We start from the raw sequence: 22,805 nt of genomic DNA on the forward strand, positions 1-22,805 counted from the left end.
TTTCTGAAAAAAATGTAAGCAAAGAAGAAGTTACTAGCCTATAGAAAGAATTAAATGTGTAGGACTTAAATGAAAGTGCCACCCAAATCAGCAAAACATTTCGGCAAAACATTTTGTTTTAAAAATTGTTATCAGATAATCAACTTCGTTAATGCAATTGCATGGATTACCAACCAAGAAAACTATCCATCCGGATCTTGAAATTATCTATAATCGCTGCCTTGTAAAATTCACTACTCACGCTGTTATATGCGCAGCTAAAATTGATCAGTTAATCGATTAATGTTGATAAGTCCCTCTATAACAACCACCGGCCTTTCGCGCTGCAGATACCTTTCTTCACTGGAGTAATTTGAAAAGTGATGGTATTAGTCTCGCTGTTAGCGTTCTCACCGCTAAAAATTCTGGACCTCTATTGTTAATCATTTCGGACGGACGTTCTCATTCCGACAATCGTTTTCGCCACGCGTTGTCCTTTTTTACAGCTGAAAATGAAACACCCATTTTACATTTTCCTGCATGGGAAACTTTATCTTACGACCACTTCTCTCCCAATCAAGATATTGTTTCTGAAAGGCTGCTAACTCTTTACCAGTTACCTCATCTTTCTTACAGAACTGTAGTCTGTGCCTTTCCTACCCTTATGCAACGTCTTTGTGTCCCTCTGATCATTTAGAAAAAAATACCTTTGTATTTTTCATTAAGCAAAAAGCAAAAATTTTCATTTTACCATCCTGTTCAGGAAGTTATGGAACATGGAGAATACGCTCAACGAGGATCTATTATTGATATTTTTCCAATGGGAAGTCCTTTACCTTATCGTATTGAATTGTTCGACGATGAAGTTGTTAGTATTCGTAATTTTGATCCAGAAACCCAACACTCGCTTGAAAAAACAGAATCGATTTGCTTATTTCCAACACGTGAATACCCGCTAACCGACAAAGCGATTACCCGCTTCCGCCAGAGCTGGTGAGCTAAATTTTCAGGCAACCCACAAGATGCTCCTCTTTATCAACAAGTCAGTGCAGGAAAAGTCAGTGCAGGAAAAGCGACAACGGGCATAGAATATTATTTATCTTTATTTTTTGAGAGTGCCAAAAGTTTTTTTCTTATCTACCGTAAAATACGGTCATTATTTTAATGGGAAATTTAGAGACATCTGCTAAACAATTTTGTCATGAGGTAAAACATCGTTATGAACAATTATGCTACGATGTTACCCGGCCGTTAATGTACTCCTGACGAAATATTTTGGTCATTAAATCAAGCAAGAGCAGATATAAAAATCTTTACTAAAATTAAGATTCATAGCGGACGCCTTACTGCAAAACCGGGTCATATTAATTTTACTACTAAGACTCTTCCTTCTTCTTGATTGATTGATTACAAAGCTGCTCACTTTCTAAAATCTTTTCACTTTCTAAAGTCTTTCAAAACTTTCTTCAAGATTTCACAGAAAAAAAGGACGAGTATTATTTTGTGCCGAGACAGCAGGTCAGGTCGCCACGAAACTTTGTTAGATTTTTTGTTAGATTTAATGAAAGAAATCAAAATTACACCTATCCCAATTAAAGAAGTGTAACCTAAATTGAAGATCTTAACCCCTATCGATATATCATTTAAATTCGTTCTACCCTGCCACCCACTGACGCCACAGCGTACTAAGCTCTTTTTTCCTTTTTGGAACTAATCCAAAAACTTCACGCTGTCCTTCAACAGGCTCCTCCGGTACCAAATAATGTGCGCTTATCCCACTTTTAGGATTCATAAATTTTTTTAAGGATTTAGGAAATTTTCTGCTGTGTAATGCAATATTAAAAATCGAATACGATCATTCTATTCCCTAGGTTAAAAAAATAAGAATTGTTTTGTTTTTTTAATTTAGTCTAATTTAGACAGATGTTTACGATTTTTTTAACCAATTGGAAAATTTAACGCTCTGACAGAATTTTATTCTAAAAAATAAAAATTAATTTTTTTATTAACTTAAATCTCAATTAAAAAAATTTCATCAATGACGTGTGAAGTAAAAAAATAATGGCATCGCCAAAAGGTTTCCATCGGAAAATTAAATTGCGAATACCCAAGTAGCCGCTAATACATTGTCTGATATAAATCGGATTCAAACGGACGAGAATGGAAAATGAGAAAATCTAATTGATTAATTTATGGCGCGCCCGGAGGGATTCGAACCCCCGACCAACCGGTTCGAAGCCGGTTACTCTATCCAACTGAGCTACGAGCGCCTAAAGGGAAACGCATCTTATCACAGCTGCCCAGCAGAGCGCGAGAACATCATCTTGAATCAAGACTCCTGTTTAGACGCTAGGCTTACATAGGGAGCCACCCACTCCCCTTGAAATTTAGTCTTTAAACCCTATATACCTAAATATAACAACTATTATATAATTGGTTATAGTTAAAATTAATTGGTTATAGTTAAAATTGGTTAAAATTGGTTATAGTTAACCGTTAAATAGATAACCGTTAAAGTAGTTAACCCTTAAAGAAAAGGAGATCGATTATGACAAATATTCAAAAACATCCACGAAGTCTTTTAAGTCATTTGCAACAAGATATTAATAGTTTATTTGAACCTTTTGGATGGTCCACAGAAAGTCAGCTATGGGATGCTTTTTCGACAGAATGGTCCCCTCGTATTGATATCAAAGATATGAGTGATAATTATATCATCCGTGCCGATATCCCCGGCGTCGACCCTAAAGACATTGAAGTTTCAATGGAAAATAACGTTTTAGCAATTAAAGGAGAAAAAGAAACTGAAACTGAAGAAAAGAAAGAGGATTTTTTAAGAGTCGAGCGCACTAAAGGGGCTTTTATTCGTCGTTTTAGCCTTCCAGAATCTGTCAACTCCGAAAAGATTAAAGCAAAAAGCAAACATGGTGTATTGGAAATCTCCATCCCAAAAATGAAACGCTCTGGAATGCGGAAAATACAAATTGAAGACGAAAATAATAATTAAAATTAAATGGTTATTTAACGATATTCATTTACTATAATTCATTTACTATAATAGTGTAAGGAAGTAGGGATTTATTTAATTTCAGGAACAGCTTATTATATTAGCTGCTGTTGCTATATGATTCACTTTCCATTTCGCACGAAAGTAACAAATGCAGTAGTAAGCTTCTTGCTTGTGCAAGAATAAATGTGGCAAGAATAAGTGGGTCAGAATTTTCTGACCCCATTTTTATCCCTATAACATATGGACGAGCTGTTCTAATATAATGGTTTCCCGGAACCCAATGTCTCGCCCATTTCATTGTATTGGCATTTTTTTGTTATCTCAGAAACATTCTTGAGAATGGATCCCTCTTTATTTGGCCTATTTGGCTTTGTTCTTCTACGAAAAGTAAATCTTCAAGAAATATCGAATAATCCCACGTGCTGCCCGAGGAAATAATTTTTCCCTGCTGAGGGTCAAAAGCAGCGATTGGGTAGGGTCTGGCATGGGCCCATGATCGGAAGAGATCAACCCCCACCCCCCGCGGGGGCCCCCAAGAAGTTAACTGACCCGGGCAGGCAAGCGGCAATTGAGCCACGTTGGTGATTTGTTCGAGCACACTAAATCCGAATAGGCGCAGGCAAAAGTCCCTTTGCTCGCGCAAGGTCCAGGTCCAGTAGTAATCATTGATTTTTTCAAGTTGGGTGATAGTGATATCGTTGGGTGATATGCATCACTGAATATTATAGTCAGTCAGATGATTTGCAACCTTAAACATCAATGACGCATTTTGAGAAGCAACTATAAAAAACTGCTGGTCACGTTTCTTTTATCAGAAAAGGTTCTAAAACACTTCACGCACAACTTGGCTTAGTCTATCCAATTTGCCATTGATATTGGTTATGAAAAATATACTTGGATAAAGAGCTTGTTATGGAAAGAAAATAACTTTGAATTGAAGAATATTTTTAAAGCAAAAAGAAGAGATCGCAGCGGCAATAACCATTTATGAGAAGAGGTGCCTCCAACAGTTCCGGCATATTTGCTAACTTAACGCAAAATTTTTCGAACCTATTGTATTATTCTCACGCGTGAATTAGAAAATACTTCTTATATTCGCTTTTGATAAAGAAACTCAAGCTCAAGTATCAAAAGTGTTAACTGATTATTATCTATTTCCTAAAGATATCATCGAAAAGATATCATCGAAATTTTTAACCGAGCTAATGCCAGCCATTCACAAAAATCTCAGAAAAATATAAATTAGATTAATTTTTATTATTATAAAATTATTCAACAAGTTATTCAAATAGTTGAGATCTTAAGTGATCAATCAATAGCAACGATATCTGAGAAAGAAGATCTAGAAAAGTTGAAGCTTATCTCCATGTACTGATGTGCATGCTTGTTATGCGAATTTTCTAGCACTGCAGAAAAGGGAATAACATGCCTTCTGAAATACAACTGCACTTATCGTCCTATCCTTTTCAGGAAGTGATTAAAGGTAAAATATCCAGTGAAATTATTCCTATCACTTCTCATACCGTCAAAACAAACGACAATAAATTTCAATATCAACTAAGCTATCCTATTTAATTTCTTCATTTGTTGTCATTTCTCATGAAATTGATAAAATCTCCAGCCAAGCTAAAACTAAGCACTTGATAAGAAGGCGTTGCAAGTTTTTCCACTATATTCATCATAAACCAACAACGAATAATCGCCTATATGGATTCTGGGCAGCTTTTGTTACCTGACTTCTGAACTTGAATAAAATGAGGAATATATAAATTTATTGATCGTAATTTTTATTGCGTTAGTACACGAGCAAGATCGACAAATTTTTTTTACTTTTTCGCCCATGTAAAAAACTATGAAAGTAGACAGTGTTAATCATCATTTCGCGTTTTAATAAAGTCCAGCCTACAACATGGCTATCAATTCCCAAAGATAAAAGAAGCAAATCACGGCTGCCAACATCAACCGAAAGGCATCCTGACCCCTTTCACATAATCAAAATTGGTGTATCCAAATACTCCTTCTTTACGTACTTCAATAAAAATAGTTAATTGAGTTCAGTTAAGATCAACCTTCAATCTGGAAAAACGTTGCAGAACCTTTGTGCCTATTTCTCTATTAACTTTCATAGAATTTGAAGGATAATTTTTCCAATATACGAAATCATTATCTCTGCAATTTCATTTAAATTTCTATTAAATGGTAAGCGAAACGCTTTAGAAAACGTTACCATTACAAAAATCCGCTTCAATGCTTCTCGAAATGCGAGAGCATTTTATCTTCTGCTAAATTCAAATCAAGCAAGCAAAAATTATCAATTAGCGAACATTATCAATTTTATCAATTATCGATTTAATACTTTCTACGGTATAGCGAATTTCATCCTGAGTAGTATAACTAGAAAAAATAAATCTAATTGCTGATTGTATTCGCTTAGGCAGTAAACCAATTGTTTTTTAAGATGTGATTCGGCTTACGTTTTGTCCCTCTACATGCTGAACCGGCTGACACATAAATTCCTTTTTTTTGCCTTTTTTTTGACAGAATGCATCATTGCCTTTGAAAGGAAACGTTCACAGTATTTTCAAGCGTCTCCCCAAGAAAATTAATCATTACTTGTGGAATTTTTTAATTCTTCTAAGAAATAGCCTCTTAAATCTCGTAAATGCTTTTAAGTCGTTTGCAACCTTGCGTAAGCAAGTTTAGGCTGCTTCAGCTAATCCAACGATAGCGAGAACATTTTTCAGTTCCCAAGCGTAAACGAAACTCTTGTTCTCCCCCTGGTGATCAAGGATTGAATCGGTATTTTTTCTTTCACGTAAAGAGCGCTATTCCCTTTCCGGCGAAACTTTGCCGTTAGAGTCGATCCGTGTGAAATCAACAACAGTCACCCCTCTTGATTCAAGTTGTTTCAAAGTGGTTAAAACAGAATTACTCTATCGGTGTTGTGACAATGTGAGCCCCGGCGTCACCCCGTAGCCTCAATCACTCCTTTAACTGCTAAATTGACACTTTCCGTGCCACCGGAGAAGAAGATAAAAATAATTTCTGCTCTTTGGCGTGCAACAATGCACTCAAGCAGCGGTGTTGCCTCATTTATAGTCCTCTCTGTGTCGACCCCTATGCGATGAAGACTAGAGGGATTTCCGTAATTCTTTAAAAAATGAAAAAATTTTTCAGAAACTTATGGAGCTACTGGTGTTATTGCATTATTATCCAGATACACTTCAAACATAAGGGGGGGATTATACTAGAAAACCTTTCCCCCTAATTTTACTTAAAAAATTTGGAGTGGGTTCTACGGAAGAACCTTGCAAGCACCCGATATTCATATCTTTTTTCAAGATTATGTCGTACAATATTAAAGCCGAGCATAGATTCGTTTGGGTTTCTTTTTGTGTGACAGTTCCTGACATTCTTGCGAAAGCATTTTTATTTTTATAACTAAAGGAAAATGACGATGAGTCAAAATAAAGTCTATGTGGGGAGCTTGTCATATCATGTGACAGCTGATGATCTTCAATCTTTTTTCGGGCAATATGGCGATATCGAAGAAACCAGATTAATTACGGACCGCGAAACGGGCCAATCTAAGGGCTTTGCTTTTATCACCTATGCGAACCAAAATGGAGCGCAAGCTGCCTTGGTTGCCAACGGCGTTGAGCTACAAGGCCGTAAAATCCGAGTCAACATTGCACGAGATAATAACAGCAATGGTAGCGGTCGCCGACGTGAAGGTGGCGGACGTGATAGTGGAGACCGACGAAGTCGATTCTAAATATCACTACGAACGAAGCGAGGTAATTCCTCGCTTTGCTCAAAAACCACAAACATTAAACATTTCCAAAAATTTCAATAGCAAGTTATTAATACTTGAAAGTCACTGGTTAAAATAGTTTCTGGTGCTTGTTTATAAATGCTTTCCTGTAAATCTTCCGGATATTTTTCAATTAAAATATGACAATGCATATTTAAAAATGACTACGGATTTCCCTTCCGGCGTAAGTTCTACTGGAAAACAGCCTATTTCTTTTTCTGGGCTAAGCAGAGGTTTAGATCCCAAAGCTACGCTGATTAACTTGGTTACCTAAACAAATTCCTAAAATAGACTTCCCTGCTTGGTTTGCCCGCTTGGATCAGCTCATCTCTTTGTAGGTAATCATAGAGTAGGTAATCATAGAGATGATATACGCAGGCAATTTGCAGTCCGCTCATGAGAATAAGAAAGTCAAAAGTTTCTAGGGTAGGCCGCAAACATTCACCCGCGTAACTTCGAGTACGTGAAAGTGCATAGTTTTTCACTGCAATCCAATTGTCAATCACCCCTAAATCTTCATAAGGCACATGTGAAATTACCTGAATACACATGAGTTTATTTTAACATAGAAAGGTTTCTTCTACGTGCAGCTATCAAGTCTTCACCCAATATAGGCTCTGGCAGATAGTTTTAGTATCTTCGTCAAAGAGGAAGATGCCCCATAAAAGTGGAATTAGAAGCTTCTCCCAATACTAAAATTTCTTCTAGTTCTTCTTTGCGAGTTGAAGTTTTATTTTCACTCTGACTAAATACTTCTTCTGCCAATTGTTCTACAAAAAGTGCTTTAATAAGTTCTCCATCGTTTTGGATTAGCCACGATTTTAGCTACGATTTCTTTGATTGGGAATCGTCTAAATTCTTTATTAAAAGCAGTTTGTAACAGCCTAAGAAAAGCATTTAGGCTCGGAGAATTAGTAGTCGAAATTGCTTACGTGTGGAATCACTTCTTTGTGAAACGAAGATACTTGTCCCTCACTCTCATTTAGCATTACTGTTTTAGGATTCCTCAAATTAGAGCATACAATATTTCCTTACATGAAATTTAGAAACAAAAACGCTATTTTATTCTAATATTTTTTTATTAAAATATCTTGTTTTATTAAAATAAACTTAATTATAAGACTGGAAGCATTAAAAGACTGGAAGCATTAATTTTTTCGGGATAAGTTTCAAAATATTTTTGTTCCGTCTGCTACAGATCATTTATGATCTCTGCAGAAAGTTTTTTCACACCTTGTCGCCGTGATGAATGAATTTTAAGGGTTAACCACTTTAATTTCATGTAGAATTAACAATCCTTTTTAGGAAGATTTACAGTGTATCCCACCGGAAATAAATTAATAGCATCTTTGCTTGAAGGATGGCTTGCAAGAATTGACCTGTGCCATAACCATAATAATTTAAATTTAATCTTGCAGTAAGGCTGCGCGTATCCTCTGGAAACATCATAACAGATGTCTCCTTTGCTCTTTTGCCTTAAAGCTCGTTAAAGCTCGATAGAAATTATTATTTTACCTAAATAACTAATGAAATGACTAAACAAATTTGACTTAGCAAGTTTTGCCAAATGGGTATTCTAAGGAAATCGGAAAAAGCACACCCAATAATGTCAGAGAGAACTCAATCCCCAAAGGATGCCAAAAGCACCAAAAAGTTAAATGATTAGCACGGATAAGAATTGGACTCTTATCTTTTTTTAAAATTGACGAAATTGTCGCCGCACTTCACGTTTATTTTTTTATAGTGACGAATACATATTAGTGACGAATACAGACGAATACATCGGATATAGAAAGTGAAGATCAAATAAAGTGTCGGAAAACAAAGAAAGGAAAAAGACTCGTTGGAAACGTAAACTCACTTACTGTGACTTAATATCTATCCTATAGTTTTTAATACTAGATAATTAATTCTTTAAAGTCTAGCTAGCCGATAAATGTTACCTCTTAAATAGGCATTAATCAACTTTCTATCTATTGGAATAGTATTATAATAGTATTATAAAGTATTAAAACTAGATGCCGAACCACTTGGCTCATCCAGAAATTACAAGCGCTAGCGGCGCAGGGTAAGCCTCTGCACCTATTCTGGAAATTTTAATTTTTTAACTTATAATTAAAATGGATTTCTATAAAATTATTTCAAAGGAAGCTTTATGAAAAAAGGAGCCAAGGATTGTGTATAGCCATAGTAGGAAAATGGCTTTTTCTGAAATGTTAGTTGCGCAAAATTCTTCCGAAAGCATTAAAGTCCAAGTTCGAGTAACAGACTTCCTCGCACGTTGGCGTTAGAGCAGTAGTTTTAAGTGTTGGAAAACAAAGCAGAGATTCCCTAAAACATGTAACGACGAAAACTGGCCCTGCTAATGCTACCTATAGTTTTGGTTTGCGAACGACGGCTGGCAAAGATGTCTATTGTAGATCAACTAAATTGATGAATGACAGCTTAGTTGAATTGAACTACAATGGAAAAACCTGCAAACTTAAAAAATCATTTCAATAAAAAAATAATAGGAGTCATTTCTTTATTCGATGATTCAGCTTACAGCCACCTATACGGACTTGTATCAACTTACTATGGGACAGGTTTATTTCCTGGAAGGAAAAAAAACCAGATGGCTGTTTTTGATTATTTTTTCCGTAAATTGCCGTTTAAGGGCGGATACGCTATCTTTTCAGGATTGGAAGATCTGCTCACTATCCTTCAGCAGTTTAAATTTAGTGAAAGAGATATTAATTTTTTATTTCACCAAGGTTTTCATTCCGAATTTCTTCATTATTTAAAAAACTTCCGATTTAATGGAAACGTTTACGCTTCACAGGAGGGGGATCTTATATTCCCCACTCGCCCAGTATTAACTATTGAAGCTCCACTCATTGAAGCTCAGATTGTAGAAACGTTGATTTTAAATATTCTAAATTTCCAAACGCTTATCGCTACGAAAGCTAGCCGAATGCGATATGTGGCGAGAGACAAAAGGCTTATTGATTTTGGATTGCGCCGAACAGCCGGATTAGCAGGCTATTATGCCAGTCGCGCTGCGATGGTAGGCGGTTTTGATGCTACCAGCAACGTAATCGCCGGACGTGACTACGCTATTCCAGTTGCAGGAACAATGGCCCATTCTTTCGTACAAAGTTATGACAATGAACTATCAGCCTTTCGTGATTTTGCTGAAAGTCGACCCCAGGATTGTGTTTTATTGGTCGATACCTATGATACGCTAAAAAGCGGCGTGCCAAATGCTATCCAAGTAGGCAAAGAAATGGAGTCACGCGGCCAGCAATTAAAAGGTGTACGGCTGGATAGCGGTGGCCTTAGTTATCTGTCAAAAAAAACACGTAAAATGCTAGATGAATCCGGTCTTTCTTATGTGAAAATTGTAGCTTCTAATCAGCTTGATGAGTACGTAATTAAAAGCTTATTAGAACAAAAATCACCTATTGATATTTTTGGTGTCGGAACCAAACTTGTTATTGGTAAACCAGATGGTGTTCTAGATGGAGTGTATAAACTCGCTTTTAGTCACAATAAACCTCGTCTCAAACTTTCCGAAACACCTACTAAAACAACACTACCTTACAAAAAGCAGGTGTATCGACTATTGGATGACCAGGGCGGTTTCCTAGGAGCCGATGTTGTTACTTTAATTGATGAAAAAGATACAGACATCATGTATCATCCTTTTGAATCACTAAAATCCTTTCGTATTAAAAATTATAAAAAAGAAGCGCTTCTCCATAAGATAATGGAAAATGGTAAACGGTTATCTCCTGTTAAAACGGTCAATGAAATAGCAAAATATAACCAACATCGCTTAAGTTTGTTGCCGGAAGAATATAAGCGTTTTGATAACCCTCATATTTACAAAGTAGGATTAAGTAGTGAGCTTAATGAGCGACGTAACCATTTAATAGAAGCTTATAAAAAAATGGAAAACTCTAATCATCGTCGACGTTCAAAATGATTTCATGGCTGGAGGGTTCTATTGGGGATCCTAAAAATCATATAAAAATCATAATTTCTTATTTGGATCTCTGCTTAAAAATATTAAATTTAATTATAAATAATTATCGTCCAACAAAGACACAAGCGATGAGTTAATTTTGGGAAAAGTTTTGGGAACCATAAAGGGCGAATCAAGTAACTCAGATAACTATTGATTAACATGGCGCGCCCGGACGGATTCGAACCGCCGACCGCCTGGTTCGTAGCCAGGTACTCTATCCAACTGAGCTACGGGCGCGCGTTTAGAGCTAGCGAGGCTTCCCTGCTTCAGAGAGAACGACCGATTTTACTATAAGTGGCTGCACTGTCAAAGGTTACGACTTTATGATCCGCAACCTGTTGATTAGGATTCAGACCCATCATGCGTTAATTCCTGAAGAAGTTTTAACTTTATAAGACCTAAGACATGAATGCAGCTATACAATTCTTTTTCGGGGAATGGGCGAAAGCGCTTCTGTTTTTAACTCTTCTGAAATACGGTTAATTCTCTTTAATATTCTCTGTGCCTTTGAAGTCAGATGGACGGTTTTGCTGCGCCGATCTTGAGAATCCGAATGCTGCTCTACTTCAAAGGCATGCATCAATAAAATGTCAAAACTTATCAAAAGTATGGCATCGTCGTTGCTACTTACTTCTTTTTAATGTATTCGCCCGCGGATAAAACCGACCATCCACTTGAATAGAAAATCCCAGGAAATATTGAGCCTGCTCAATCCATATCGATCATGTCGCAGGCTCTGGTATTTTAAAAAAATTGATCTTACTCTCCAGGCGAAACGGTAAGAATAAGATAGCTTTTATTTTAGATTAACCCTGAGCCTTTCAAAGCTAAATTAGTTCAAGCTAAACAAAATTTTTAAGAAATCAAAGCTCAGCTTAATTATACAAAGATAAAAGCTCCTTTAACGGGTAAAATAACGGGTAAAACGGAAAATGTCTCCTTCAAAGCTTGTGAGATTTAATTACATCAGAAAACGTCTAGCCTCTTGTCATGATTAATTAATTAATTAAATCCTGGTTTAGTTAATTTTAATTTACCGCAGGAGAAATTTTCTAAGCTGCTCAGTTATCAACGTCTAAACTCAATTATCTTCGAAGTCATTAACAAAAGTGGAGATAAAATTTTAGGAAAAGGTAAATCAACCTTCATAGATAACACTGTAAATTCGAAAACGGGAACTGTGTTGCTTAAAGGCACCATTGATAATACTCAACAACAACTCCTATGGCTTTTAAAGGTCAAGGTAAAATTAATTCTAGCAATAGAAAAAATGTCCTCGTTACTCCCAGTCAAGCTATTAAGATCGATGATAAAGGACCTTTTATTTATATGGTAATCATCAATCGAAAGACGGTGGTTAAAAGAATTAAAATCGACAGGCAAATAGGTCTCCCCGATTTACTGTTATCGAAGAAGGGTTAAAACCTGGCGATATAATCATCACGATTTCACTACCAGAAATTCAAAATAGTGCAGAAGTTAAAATCGCTTCCTCAAAGGTCAAAAATAAAAGCCTATCATGAATATTTGTGAAATCTTTATTAATCGAACCAGTAGCCATCGTCATTTTTATTTTATTTTATCGCTATTTATCTTTGGAGAGTTAGGTTATTTATAACATATCGATTTCCTAACAATTATGGTTTCCGCAAGTTTATTCGGCGTCGATCCCAAAACCATGGCTACGTCAGCGGCGACACCGATTGAAAAAGAGCTAAGCACAATTTTAGAACTAGATTTAATGAGTTCCATGTAAAATACTACAGGCTCCACGCAAATAACTCTGCAATTTTCGTTAAATCGGAAGATAGATGCAACTGCCCCTGATGTCTAATCCGCACTTTTACAAATAACTCGGACTTTACCTTCACAAATGCGCAACTCCCCTACCGTGCGAAAAGTGAATCCGGCGGGCTCTTCCCGTACTTTATCGGGCTTTAACAGCAAGATAATTTACTAATGATGAAGTTGATGACTATGCAAAAAAATTACATAAATTACATTGCTCCAAGCTTATTAATCACAATAGTGTATCAGGTTAATGTTTTTGGGAATAATTTGCTGTTCGAATTTACCTTAATCCCACAAGCTATGGCTAACCGTAATTTAATTATTAATGATATAGCAAGCGCAATCCAAAGTTTAAATACCACAATCAATCTTCGGAAACTTTGCAAACAGACGGTTATTACCGTTTGATTAAAATGGATTACCAATTAAAAAATATCAAAGCATTTCCCAACGCGCCATTATTACTTCAGATTAATGTACCTGTTCGGATTAGAGGATATTGCAACCCTAGAAAACAGTGTTTTTAATGATAAAGCCATCACGTGGTATAATGGAAAAACATTCCATCGCTCTCGTTGTCCAGCGCCAACCCAATTCCAATACTGTATCTGTGGTATAAAATATTCTAAAAGAACTCCATGCTTCTTGCCCCTACAAAAAATTTACTAGGAGGCGCAGAGATTAAAATCCTTTATAATCGTGGTTCTTTTCAATTTATTTTTTTCTGCGTTATTGGTTATCGGGGTAATTTTTCTCTTTCTTAATAACTTATTGTCAACCATAATAGCTGTATTTTTACTGCCCTCTTCTGTTATTGCCACCTTTGGATTTATGTATTTATGCGGATTTAGTTTAGATAATCTCTTCTTAATGGAATTAGTGTTGGCTGTAGGGTTTTTAATTGATGATGCTTCTAGTCTTAGAAAATATTATACGCCACCTAGAACAAGAACTGGAGTTTGTCGGCGAGTTTAAAAGGCTCTAAAGAAATTAGTTTCACGGTTATAGCAATGGCATTATGATTAGTTTCTATGTTTTTGTCTATTTTATATCTCACCCCAGAGTTCCCTCTAAATAGGCGAAATTTGAAATTTATTTTGATCACATTAAAATCTGTTATGAAAATAGTCTATATTAGACAATTTCAAATATAAAACTAACACTTTTTGGCTCTTTAATTATAATTATTTTAACGAATTTCTTATTTCACTTTGTGCCTAAAGATTTTATTCCTTCAGAAGATACTGATATGATATTTGGAAACGTTCAAGTTTTGGAAGGTATTACCTTTCTTAATTTTATTGCCCAACGATAAAAAGTTTCTATAATTATACAGCGCAATCCTAACATCCAGTCATTAGTATCTTCCGTAGGACAAGGAAAAATAGCTATAAATAGTAGTAATATTGGGTGACTTATTATTCGTCTTAAACTAACGGATCAAAGAAAATTAAATGTGAACCAAATTATTCAACAACTACGTCAGCAATTAAAATCAATTTCTAGATTGAAAGTCTTTCTAACTAATCCTCCTGCTGTCAGCATTGGAAGTAAAATAATTAACAAAAATTATCAATACGTGCTTCAGAGTACTGATTGGGATTTATTAGAAACTGCTGCTCAAAAATTGCAATCGCAAATAGCTTAATTCAAAGGTGTTCATAGTATAGATTCGGATTTGCAATTAAAAAATTCTGAAATGAAATTGCATATATTATGGGGCAGAACAGCAGTTTTAGGAATTCACACCAACACAAATCAAAACAGTGCTCTATTTTGCTTATAGAGGAAGAGAAATAAGTAGTATCATGACGGCAACGGTGCTTATAATGTCATCATGGATATCGATCCGTGTTATCAACGGGGTCCCAGCGATATCAATTTATTAAATTTACGCTTTCCCGTTCATTTGACATCGCTCCGGGCTATTCACTAGGCAACATCACACAACAGATTAATACTTTAACCAAACAAATATTGCCTTCCAATATCTCAGAATCTTTTGTTGGAATCGGTCAAAAATTCCAACAATCGCTTGATCTAGATGGTGTTCGCTATTCTCTACGAATATTTTATTCATCTCATCACCATCTTAACCACTCTACCCTCTGCTATTTTTGGCTCATTACTTTCGCTTTTCGTGCTTTACCATGAATTAAATTTTTTAGTTTTATCGGCTTGATTATGTTTGTTAGTTTAACAAAGAAAAATGAAATCATGATATTTGATTTTGCTTTGGAAGCTAAGGGAAACAAAATTTATCTTCGTAAAGAAGCCATTATTCAAGTCTGTTTAATTCATTTTAGACCCATCATAATGAAACTACATTGGTTGGATTTGGTAGCTACGATTCCTATCGCGCTTGGGCTCGGCGCGAGAGGGGGTAGGTGAGGAGTTTCTTAGAAATTGCGATGGTTGGTGAACTTTTCTTCTCGCAACTGATCAATTCTGTAAGTAACCCCTGTTTTTTTTATGTATTAATGGATAATCTAAGCGTCCTATTTCGCTAAATCAGAGCAAATCAAATGCGTGAGAAAGAATTGAAAGATAAGCTCATAATAGACGAAATTCATCCGTCTGAGACAAGTCAGCTAAATTAAAGCGTATAAACAATCTCTTGGAATTGCGCTGCGCCAAGATGTTATTATACACAATAACAGAAAAGTTGTTATCGACCGTATAAAAGAAAATCCTACTTATAAAAGAAAATCCTAAACTTATAAACACTTCTTTCAATACTAATGATATACCGCCCTGATGCTAGCGAGCAAAATTAGTTACCTAGGATTATAGGATTAGTGGAACTTCTTATACTCTACGGCGGGCTGAAAACCAGCCATCTTAGATAATGTATGAAAATAAGAAATGTATTGGGTATATAGAGGACAGAATGACTTTGATCTCGTCAGCCTGTCAGATCACAAATAAATCTGTAAGCCATTAAAAAACACACTATCACTCGATTTTCGTTTGCTATCAGCTCCAATCGATAAACTTCTATTTTCAAAGATAAATATCAGCGGTGTATCGGAATTACTTTAATTCGCTAAATGCCGCATACTAAAAAATACAGGCGCTGGATTACTTTCTTTTTATTTGTATCGATAAGAGATATCTCTTCTTCAGCGAACTCAATTGAGCCATTAATCAAGCAAGCATAAGCACTCAAAAAAACTTTCTCAACGCTCTAGCATTCAGAGATCGATTTATATATGCAACGAGTTTTGATGATCTAAATTCGCCGAATTACCATTAACTACTCAATCAATCAATTCTGATTTGAAATCTGCTCACGATTTTTTTTCAGATCAAAACCTTCTCAATATATTATTAGCAGGAAGCCTTATCAGAAAACAGAGAGAAGTTTTATCTATACAGTTCGAGAAGTAGAAGCATACGAAGTGGCTACTAGTTGCTGGATTAATCCCTATACCGGTGAGAAAACACTCAATAGCAATTCCAATGATTTTTTTAGAATATCAGATGATAAGTCCATTCAAGATCTTATATGGAAATCCAGCGACTCTCTCTAGCCTTTTTGAGAAAAAGTTTTTAGAGAAAATATTACGCTCCCTTAAAGCTCGAGCACCTTCAATTACTCGGTTAGTTTTGCCTATGTTGAAGCTTCGCACCGAGCACGAGAGAAACAACGGCGAGTTTCTTGTTTAAGCGCACTTACGGAATTACGTAATGGTTTGCTTCACATGGAGATAGAAAAACTATAGTGGTTCTAAACTGAAAGCAGAGCTACCCCCGCCTATACTGCTGCTACTGCGCTATTTTCTGAATGGTGGGGTATCACTGGATATACAGATATTCGAAACAAAAATTCAAAACCTGAAGTACAACGAACAAACGATCGGAAGTGTCTTTGATATTATTCTTGATCTTTCCAGTGTAGTCGATCGTATCGATGCGGAATACTGCGTCGAAATTAATGATTAGATTTTGACCAAGAGTGCTAGCTTCTAAAACAGTGCAGCGGAAACTTCGTGAAATGGACGATTGGCTGTCTTTCCAGCCTTTGAGCCATTCAGAATTTGATGAAATTCAAAAAAATATTTCTCCGTGAAATAGAAAGAAATAAAGAAAAACCCCCTACTGTTTTTGATGTTTTTGACGCTTTCTTTCTGAAATATCCCCTTTCCGAGAGCATTTAAATCAATGATCATAATCAATATCCACAAATTGATTGAGAAATAATACACTGTCTTTAAAGACATCGCAGTAATAGTAAACTCAGTCCTTTATTAAAACAAAACCAAGAAAGCCTCGTTTCGAGTATTCTCAAAATAGAAGACATTAATGAGCTCGCTATTTTTTATCTCCTATTACGAGGAAAACAAAATCAGAAAAAACAGTCTATTTCTATTGGAGAGTTAGCGGTACTTGCAAAAATCGATTCTTTACCTGCAGCAATGGATTATGAAAACTTAAGAAAATGCTATTTTTTGCCTAATTTAGAAATGATAGTGGAATGGATAGAGGAGCAATGTGGATCCCAATAATGAGAATGTGAAAGCCTATTATACTTTGGGATTCAATCAAATACAGTTGAGGTTGTAAAAATTTTGCTAGAAATAGTCATCAATTCAAATACCTGGCATAAACTAATTATGCTTGATATGGGAGAACAATGTGATGCCTTGGACACGGAACGAAAATGGCTTAATGTAATTTTGCAAGTGGATGATAATAGCTACCGATTGTACATTATTTTTGGGTAGAGTGTGGGCGCGCTGGGATGAATGGATTGATATAGAAACCCAAGGCAGTCAGAGCTTTCTCAATACGATACAACTTCACGTAGTGATGCGCCGAGTGCCTATTTCCCTTTAAGGTCTCTGTTGCCGCATTTAAATTTGCCTTTGAAAAAATCCAGCATCTTGGCTGAATTAACAAAACGAGATGCTAACTTGAAGAATCTTGATGAAATAAAAAAGCGATTATAGATAAGTCGATGGTCACAGCTCTCTGCTTATATTAATGATCTTCCCTCTCTTTGAGAACAAACAAGGAAATTCTTACAAAGAGCTATTGACGAAAAAAATTGGCGGTTGATATTCATTCTATTTAAATACAAATTAAATACAAAACTACCATTTTGGAATTGGATATCGATTTTGTCTATTTTTTTGATTTAATCAAACAATGTGACGACCATTTTGTGGATCAATGGTTAGTTTCCACAACCTATTCGACTTCATTTAGAACGGGAATCGTATTTTTGAGAAAAATGATCCCTTCCAAAGTAGATTAAACCTCCAACCTTCTCTGAACGTTGTGATGTATGGGATCCTGCTCTACAAAGAATTGGTATAAAGCCTATATTAGATCAGTAACTCGTAACGACCTGTTTGTATTCCATGAATAGAATACAAATTGGAATAGGATTACGTTAGAGATCGAAAAGAAACGGCTTGCCAAATACGACACAATGTCTGCATCAGGAAGCAAGAAGTACGCCTCTCCCCATATAGAGAAAGCACTGTTTGATTATGCTTTTTTAGCAAGGAAACAAAAATAGGTGAAGCTTTTTATTGAAAAAGGTTTTCTGCTTTCCCCTAATTTTTTAAAATGGCTACACGCATCAGACAGATTGGACGATATTGCAGCTTATTTTACTCTGTTAGCTCCCGACAAATCTAACATTCTTTTTCTCTCAATATTGCAAAAATACATCAGGTATTGACCCAAGAACAAATAACTTCTTTTGACGAAGCATTCAAAAAAAAACAGCTATTTTTTCTCTTTAGCAATAAAGACTTTAGCAATAAAGATATGCATTCCGTACCACAAAGATTTACTAAAAAAAGACATTAGAGATTTAGATGATTTCATTTTTATGGGTTTATTCTGTCACATATATAAAACCAGTAACGGAGAGCTAATTTTTACTTTTTTACGACCTTTACGTCTTAAAACAGGAATGATCAAAGCAGGATTGAAAAACAAGCCTGGTCAGTGAAAAAGATCCTCACAACAGCCATTCTATCCTGTTTAGAACTAGAAACCAAGAAATTTGGTGAATTATGCATCTGCGGCGCCAATCCACCCTACACCATTGTTAAAATGAACAATTCTATCTTGATATATCAAGTTAGAGTTTGTGGCTCATGAAATTAGGTTGTTTAGTTCTTACTTTCGATCAATGCATCATTCGATAATGCAAGCTCAACAAAATCCACAAAGAACCACCCATCAATACGGCTAATACGACTATGGTGAATACGAAAGACATTAAATTCATTTGGCTTTGTTCATTTTTCGTGTTTAATCGTAAAAAGAAAATAACCTGAACTATAAATTGGACAAAGTTAGAGATAAAGATAATGGCCAACAGCGCCGTTTTAGAGAGCGTCGTGTACATTACAGTCATAAAAGAGATTAAGGTAAGGATCACGCATAAGATCATTCCAGTGATATATATACTTAACTTTTTCTTTCCGGTGCCGTACGTTTCTTCAGAGAGTATCTCACTCATAATATGACCCCCATTAAATAAACGATTGTGAAAAGGAAAATCCAAACGATATCCAAGAAATTCCAGAACAAACCCAAATAAACCATTCGTCTTGCTGTGTTTCGATTAATTTTCAAAATCGGTAATTGAATGATCATAATCAATATCCACAACAAGCCCATCGTAACGTGAAAACCATGCGTTCCTACAAGGGTAAAAAAGGCAGAGGCAGCACCACTCACGTTCCAGACATAGCCCTCAGTGCTTAAATGAATAAATTCTCTCACTTCCATAATGACAAATCCGGCACCTAATATAAAAGTTAATACCAACCAGAATATGACAGCGGGCAATTTATTTTTATTAATTCCGAATATGGCTAAGCAATAAATAAAATTACTCGCTAATAAAAAGAAGGTTTCAATCAAAACATAAGGCAAATCAATGAATGGCTTTAACGAAGGACCAAACGCTCCAGGATGATGTAATACCAAAAAGGTAGCAAATAACGAAGCAAATAAAATGCAGTCGGTCATAATGTAAAGCCAAAAACCAAAAATATCTGTTGCGTCTGAATCCTGATAGTGACCGTGTCCAGTAGCTGACGCGTGTGTACTCATGATAATGCCTCCTCGTAATGACGTAACTCAGTTTGTTTTACTGTTTTGGCTTTAACATAATAATTAATATCTCGACTAAAAGTTCGGGCAATTACGATAGCGATCACTCCAATTAATCCAAGAATGCCAGGGATCCACATATGCCAAACAATGGCAAATCCAAAAACCCCAGAAAACATAGCGATAAAGAAACCGACTGAAGTATTTTTTGGCATATGGATATCTTTGTATTGAATATCTTGTGGATTGACACGCCAGGGACGGCCTTGCTTTTTCGCTTCTTTTTTTCAATCCAGAATTGATCCCTTTCCTCCACTTTCGGAATAAAAGCAAAATTATACAATGGCGCAGGTGAAGCCACCGACCATTCCAAAGTTCGACCATTCCAGGGATCCCCAGTATTATCACGCAACTTATGACGATTCTTGATGCTCACGATAATCTGAGCGATTTGCAATAAGATGCCGATCATAATCAGAGCTGCACCACCAGCCGCAACAACGAAATACGGTTGCAAGGTGACATCCGCATAATGATTAAGTCGGCGCATTACTCCCATTAGTCCGAGAAGATAAAGGGGCATAAATGCGGCATAAAAACCTGATACCCAAAAAACAAAAGACCATTTCCCCAAGCGTTCATCAAGTCGAAAACCAAAAGCTTTCGGGAACCAATAAATTAATCCGGAGAAAAATCCAAACAGAACACCACCGATAATTACATTATGGAAATGCCCAACTAAAAATAGACTATTATGCACCTGAAAATCGATAGGCGGTACAGCCATCAATACCCCTGTAATTCCTCCAATGGAAAAAGTAATAAAAAAAGCAAATACCCAAAGCATGGGAGTACGAATAATAATTTTGCCTCTATATATGGTAAAGAGCCAATTGAAAATTTTGACCCCAGTAGGTACAGCGATAATCATTGTTGCAATACCGAAAACGGCATTCACATTTCCCCCATTGCCCATGGTAAAGAAGTGATGAACCCAAACGATAAACGAAAAAAAGTAATAACAAGAGTGGCATACACCATCGTCACATAACCAAATAACTTCTTTTGACTAAACGTAGCCACAACTTCGGAAAACACACCGAAAGCAGGCAAAATTAAGATGTAAACTTCAGGATGCCCCCAGGCCCAAATTAAATTGATATACATCATCATATTGCCACCAGCGTACTGGCTGAAGAAGTGCATTCCTAAAATCCGATCGAGTGTTAACAAGGCTAAACTAACGGTTAAAATGGGAAATGCAAGAGCAATTAAAATCATTGAACTAAATGTCGTCCAAACGAAAATAGGCATCTTCATAAAAGTCATGCCTGGAGCGCGCATCTTAATCACGGTCGCAATGAAATTAATACCCCCCAGAAGGCTTCCTACGCCCGCAATCTGTAACGACCAAATAAAATAATCCACGCCCACTGTAGGGCTATAATATAATTCAGAAAGTGGAGGGTAAGCCAACCAACCCGTTCCTGCAAAATCGCCTACAACGAGAGAAATGTTACATAACATCGCTCCGACAAAAGTCATCCAGAAGCTGAAGGAATTAAGATAAGGAAAAGCGACGTCCCTGGCACCGATTTGTAGTGGTAAAGCAATATTGGCAAGACCAAATACTAATGGCATGGCCACAAAGAAAATCATAATAACGCCGTGGGCCGTAAAAATTTGATTGTAATGTTCGGGAGGTAAGAAACCCATATTCGCACCTGCTGCTATAGCTTGTTGCGAACGCATCAATATCACATCAGAAAACCCACGCAGCAGCATAATACCGGCCAAAAGAACATACATGATGCCAATTTTTTTGTGATCTACGGAAGTTACCCATTCATGCCAGATATAAGACCATTTTTTAGTAGTCGTGATAAACGCTAAAACTCCAAAAAAACCACAGCCATGAAAATACCAGCACCCATAATAATTGGAGTATGAAGAGGGATAGCATCAAGTGTCAATTTACCTAAAAAAGTTCTCTTAACATCGCTGATCCTTTTATTAAAAATTAATAATGAGACTCTTTATGTTCCCACTGAGTGGGCATTCCAGTTGTTTGCATATACTTCATCATTATCTGTGAAAATAAATTAGATACTACTGACGAATAATAATGCACAGGTTCTTTGATAGAAGGTTGAATAAGCTTTTGGTACACGGGGGGGTTAATTTTTCACCCGACCGCTTAACTTTAGCAAACCAACGTTGCAATTCATTCGGTTCTACCACTTTCACATCAAAACACATATCCGAAAATCCATCTCCATTATATTGGCTATCAAGCCCTTGATAAGTTCCATCTTTTGAAGCAATTAAATGCAAGCGTGTCCGCATTCCGGCCATGGTATAAATTTGGCTTCCTAACTGCGGAATAAAAAAGCGCTCATTGGAACGTTATCATTAGTGAACATAAATTCGACCTGCTCACTCCTAGCAATCTCTAAATAGTTGACTGTAGCAATATTTTGTTCTGGATAAATGAAGAGCCATTTCCAAGGCAAAGCTACCGCCTGTATCACCATCGGTTTTCCCACCCCTTTTATAGGGCGATAAGGGTCCAATTTGTTGCTCATCGTCCACGTTATAATGCCTAGAACGAAAATAATAACCATTGGAATGCCCCACCATATCGCCTCTAACAAAACGCTATGGCCCCAATTTGGCTGGTAATCTGAGGTTTTACGACTTGCGCGGTAACGAACAATAAAGGTAAAGCTCATGATGAAAACGGGTATGACTACGATTAACATCAAGGCAAGCGAATCGAAAAATAACTGCTTTTCTTCGTAGGTTATTACCCCTGTAGGATTCAGAATGCCAATCATCATCGTACGACAGCTTACTAAAGTAGAAGCACTTAAGATACTCACACCAAATAATGAAAATTTCAAAAATTTTTTCAAAGAGTTATAAAGTTTCGCGTTTTTCTTATCAATCATCGCAACTTCTATAGGTCATTATTTAACCAGTTCTTTATCTAGTTCTTTATCTAGTAGAGTACTTTTTTCTGCCATAATATATTGTTAATATCGTCTGGAGACAATACCTTAAAGACAAATGGAGATAAAAAATTCTCATACCTCATTTAGGCTCTCTGTTTTGATTTA

At 36.2% G+C, this 22,805-nt stretch carries 20 protein-coding genes, 2 tRNA genes and 2 pseudogenes; 9 read left to right on the forward strand and 15 right to left on the reverse strand.

All coding sequences use genetic code 11. The annotated features are described in order from the left end of the window. Positions 1 to 352: 352 nt before the first annotated feature. Both MRH55_RS04945 and MRH55_RS04950 read left to right on the forward strand, forming a co-directional pair. Positions 353 to 676 carry a hypothetical protein gene (locus MRH55_RS04945; RefSeq protein ID WP_304985150.1) on the forward strand — a complete coding sequence of 108 codons (324 nt, stop codon included), beginning with the start codon at positions 353 to 355 and terminating at the stop codon, positions 674 to 676. Positions 677 to 688: 12 nt separating this feature from the next. Further along, positions 689 to 976: a hypothetical protein gene (locus tag MRH55_RS04950; protein ID WP_304985151.1), complete on the forward strand. Its 288-nt coding sequence runs from the start codon at positions 689 to 691 to the stop codon at positions 974 to 976. 657 nt (positions 977 to 1,633) lie between these two features. Here MRH55_RS04950 and MRH55_RS04955 read toward each other — a convergent pair. Together MRH55_RS04955 and MRH55_RS04960 are read right to left on the reverse strand one after the other, a co-directional pair. Then, positions 1,634 to 1,771, reverse strand: coding sequence for a hypothetical protein (locus tag MRH55_RS04955; RefSeq protein ID WP_304985152.1), 138 nt, complete (start codon positions 1,769 to 1,771; stop codon positions 1,634 to 1,636). Between the two features lie 401 nt (positions 1,772 to 2,172). Next, positions 2,173 to 2,249, reverse strand: a tRNA-Arg gene (locus MRH55_RS04960). Positions 2,250 to 2,527: 278 nt separating this feature from the next. Here MRH55_RS04960 and MRH55_RS04965 point away from each other — a divergent pair. Beyond that, a complete protein-coding gene (locus tag MRH55_RS04965) occupies positions 2,528 to 2,986 on the forward strand; it encodes an Hsp20/alpha crystallin family protein (RefSeq protein WP_304985153.1) in 459 nt (152 codons plus the stop codon). A 1,798-nt stretch (positions 2,987 to 4,784) separates the two neighbouring features. Here the strand turns inward: MRH55_RS04965 and MRH55_RS07815 are convergent. Further along, positions 4,785 to 4,931, reverse strand: coding sequence for a hypothetical protein (locus MRH55_RS07815; protein ID WP_369421021.1), 147 nt, complete (start codon positions 4,929 to 4,931; stop codon positions 4,785 to 4,787). A 112-nt stretch (positions 4,932 to 5,043) separates the two neighbouring features. Further along, the gene (locus tag MRH55_RS08050; RefSeq protein WP_439647891.1) at positions 5,044 to 5,115 is read right to left on the reverse strand and encodes a hypothetical protein; all 72 of its coding nucleotides are present in this window, start codon (positions 5,113 to 5,115) and stop codon (positions 5,044 to 5,046) included. A gap of 1,331 nt (positions 5,116 to 6,446) precedes the next feature. Here MRH55_RS08050 and MRH55_RS04970 point away from each other — a divergent pair. Next, positions 6,447 to 6,764 carry an RNA recognition motif domain-containing protein gene (locus MRH55_RS04970; protein ID WP_439647873.1) on the forward strand — a complete coding sequence of 106 codons (318 nt, stop codon included), beginning with the start codon at positions 6,447 to 6,449 and terminating at the stop codon, positions 6,762 to 6,764. 305 nt (positions 6,765 to 7,069) lie between these two features. Here MRH55_RS04970 and MRH55_RS04975 read toward each other — a convergent pair whose 3' ends face one another. Both MRH55_RS04975 and MRH55_RS04980 read right to left on the reverse strand, forming a co-directional pair. Continuing rightward, positions 7,070 to 7,354 carry a hypothetical protein gene (locus tag MRH55_RS04975; protein WP_304985155.1) on the reverse strand — a complete coding sequence of 95 codons (285 nt, stop codon included), beginning with the start codon at positions 7,352 to 7,354 and terminating at the stop codon, positions 7,070 to 7,072. 91 nt (positions 7,355 to 7,445) lie between these two features. Beyond that, positions 7,446 to 7,568: a hypothetical protein gene (locus tag MRH55_RS04980; RefSeq protein ID WP_304985156.1), complete on the reverse strand. Its 123-nt coding sequence runs from the start codon at positions 7,566 to 7,568 to the stop codon at positions 7,446 to 7,448. A gap of 1,766 nt (positions 7,569 to 9,334) precedes the next feature. On the opposite strand from MRH55_RS04980, the pseudogene MRH55_RS04985 reads away from it, so the two are divergent. Next, a pseudogene (locus MRH55_RS04985) lies at positions 9,335 to 10,770 on the forward strand (nicotinate phosphoribosyltransferase). Between the two features lie 202 nt (positions 10,771 to 10,972). Here the strand turns inward: MRH55_RS04985 and MRH55_RS04990 are convergent. Continuing rightward, positions 10,973 to 11,049: transfer RNA gene (locus MRH55_RS04990), tRNA-Arg, on the reverse strand. A gap of 178 nt (positions 11,050 to 11,227) precedes the next feature. Continuing rightward, entirely contained in the window at positions 11,228 to 11,392 is a 165-nt protein-coding gene (locus MRH55_RS04995) for a winged helix DNA-binding protein (protein WP_304985157.1), read from the reverse strand. Positions 11,393 to 11,869: 477 nt separating this feature from the next. On the opposite strand from MRH55_RS04995, the gene MRH55_RS08170 reads away from it, so the two are divergent. The 4 genes from MRH55_RS08170 (at position 11,870) to MRH55_RS05005 (ending at position 14,994) form a co-directional block, all read left to right on the forward strand. Further along, a complete protein-coding gene (locus tag MRH55_RS08170; RefSeq protein ID WP_500784519.1) occupies positions 11,870 to 12,148 on the forward strand; it encodes a hypothetical protein in 279 nt (92 codons plus the stop codon). A gap of 1,154 nt (positions 12,149 to 13,302) precedes the next feature. Continuing rightward, positions 13,303 to 13,578 (forward strand): efflux RND transporter permease subunit, encoded by a 276-nt coding sequence (locus tag MRH55_RS07820; protein ID WP_369421025.1) that lies wholly within the window; start codon positions 13,303 to 13,305, stop codon positions 13,576 to 13,578. Between the two features lie 481 nt (positions 13,579 to 14,059). Further along, positions 14,060 to 14,251: a hypothetical protein gene (locus MRH55_RS05000; RefSeq protein ID WP_304985158.1), complete on the forward strand. Its 192-nt coding sequence runs from the start codon at positions 14,060 to 14,062 to the stop codon at positions 14,249 to 14,251. A gap of 536 nt (positions 14,252 to 14,787) precedes the next feature. Then, the gene (locus MRH55_RS05005; RefSeq protein WP_304985159.1) at positions 14,788 to 14,994 is read left to right on the forward strand and encodes a hypothetical protein; all 207 of its coding nucleotides are present in this window, start codon (positions 14,788 to 14,790) and stop codon (positions 14,992 to 14,994) included. A 1,577-nt stretch (positions 14,995 to 16,571) separates the two neighbouring features. On the opposite strand, the gene MRH55_RS05010 is transcribed toward MRH55_RS05005, so the two are convergent. The 7 genes and pseudogenes from MRH55_RS05010 to MRH55_RS05035 all read right to left on the reverse strand — a co-directional run bounded on the left by MRH55_RS05010 (position 16,572) and on the right by MRH55_RS05035 (position 22,637). After that, the gene (locus MRH55_RS05010; RefSeq protein ID WP_304985160.1) at positions 16,572 to 16,775 is read right to left on the reverse strand and encodes a hypothetical protein; all 204 of its coding nucleotides are present in this window, start codon (positions 16,773 to 16,775) and stop codon (positions 16,572 to 16,574) included. A 1,976-nt stretch (positions 16,776 to 18,751) separates the two neighbouring features. Beyond that, entirely contained in the window at positions 18,752 to 19,087 is a 336-nt protein-coding gene (gene cyoD / locus MRH55_RS05015; RefSeq protein ID WP_304985161.1) for a cytochrome o ubiquinol oxidase subunit IV, read from the reverse strand. After that, positions 19,084 to 19,686 carry a cytochrome o ubiquinol oxidase subunit III gene (gene cyoC / locus MRH55_RS05020; protein WP_304985162.1) on the reverse strand — a complete coding sequence of 201 codons (603 nt, stop codon included), beginning with the start codon at positions 19,684 to 19,686 and terminating at the stop codon, positions 19,084 to 19,086. Before cyoC ends, cyoD begins: the two co-directional genes overlap by 4 nt. Beyond that, positions 19,683 to 21,692: pseudogene (gene cyoB / locus MRH55_RS05025) on the reverse strand (cytochrome o ubiquinol oxidase subunit I). Before cyoB ends, cyoC begins: the two are co-directional and overlap by 4 nt. 14 nt (positions 21,693 to 21,706) lie before the next feature. Beyond that, the gene (locus MRH55_RS07825; protein WP_369421029.1) at positions 21,707 to 21,856 is read right to left on the reverse strand and encodes a COX aromatic rich motif-containing protein; all 150 of its coding nucleotides are present in this window, start codon (positions 21,854 to 21,856) and stop codon (positions 21,707 to 21,709) included. After that, the gene (locus MRH55_RS05030; protein ID WP_304985163.1) at positions 21,796 to 22,041 is read right to left on the reverse strand and encodes a cupredoxin domain-containing protein; all 246 of its coding nucleotides are present in this window, start codon (positions 22,039 to 22,041) and stop codon (positions 21,796 to 21,798) included. The genes MRH55_RS07825 and MRH55_RS05030 overlap by 61 nt, the downstream gene beginning before the upstream one ends. A gap of 17 nt (positions 22,042 to 22,058) precedes the next feature. After that, positions 22,059 to 22,637 (reverse strand): cytochrome ubiquinol oxidase subunit II, encoded by a 579-nt coding sequence (locus tag MRH55_RS05035; RefSeq protein ID WP_304985164.1) that lies wholly within the window; start codon positions 22,635 to 22,637, stop codon positions 22,059 to 22,061. Between the last annotated feature and the right edge of the window lie 168 nt (positions 22,638 to 22,805).

It is taken from the genome of Coxiella-like endosymbiont (assembly GCF_030643785.1).
Classification (GTDB): domain Bacteria; phylum Pseudomonadota; class Gammaproteobacteria; order Coxiellales; family Coxiellaceae; genus Coxiella.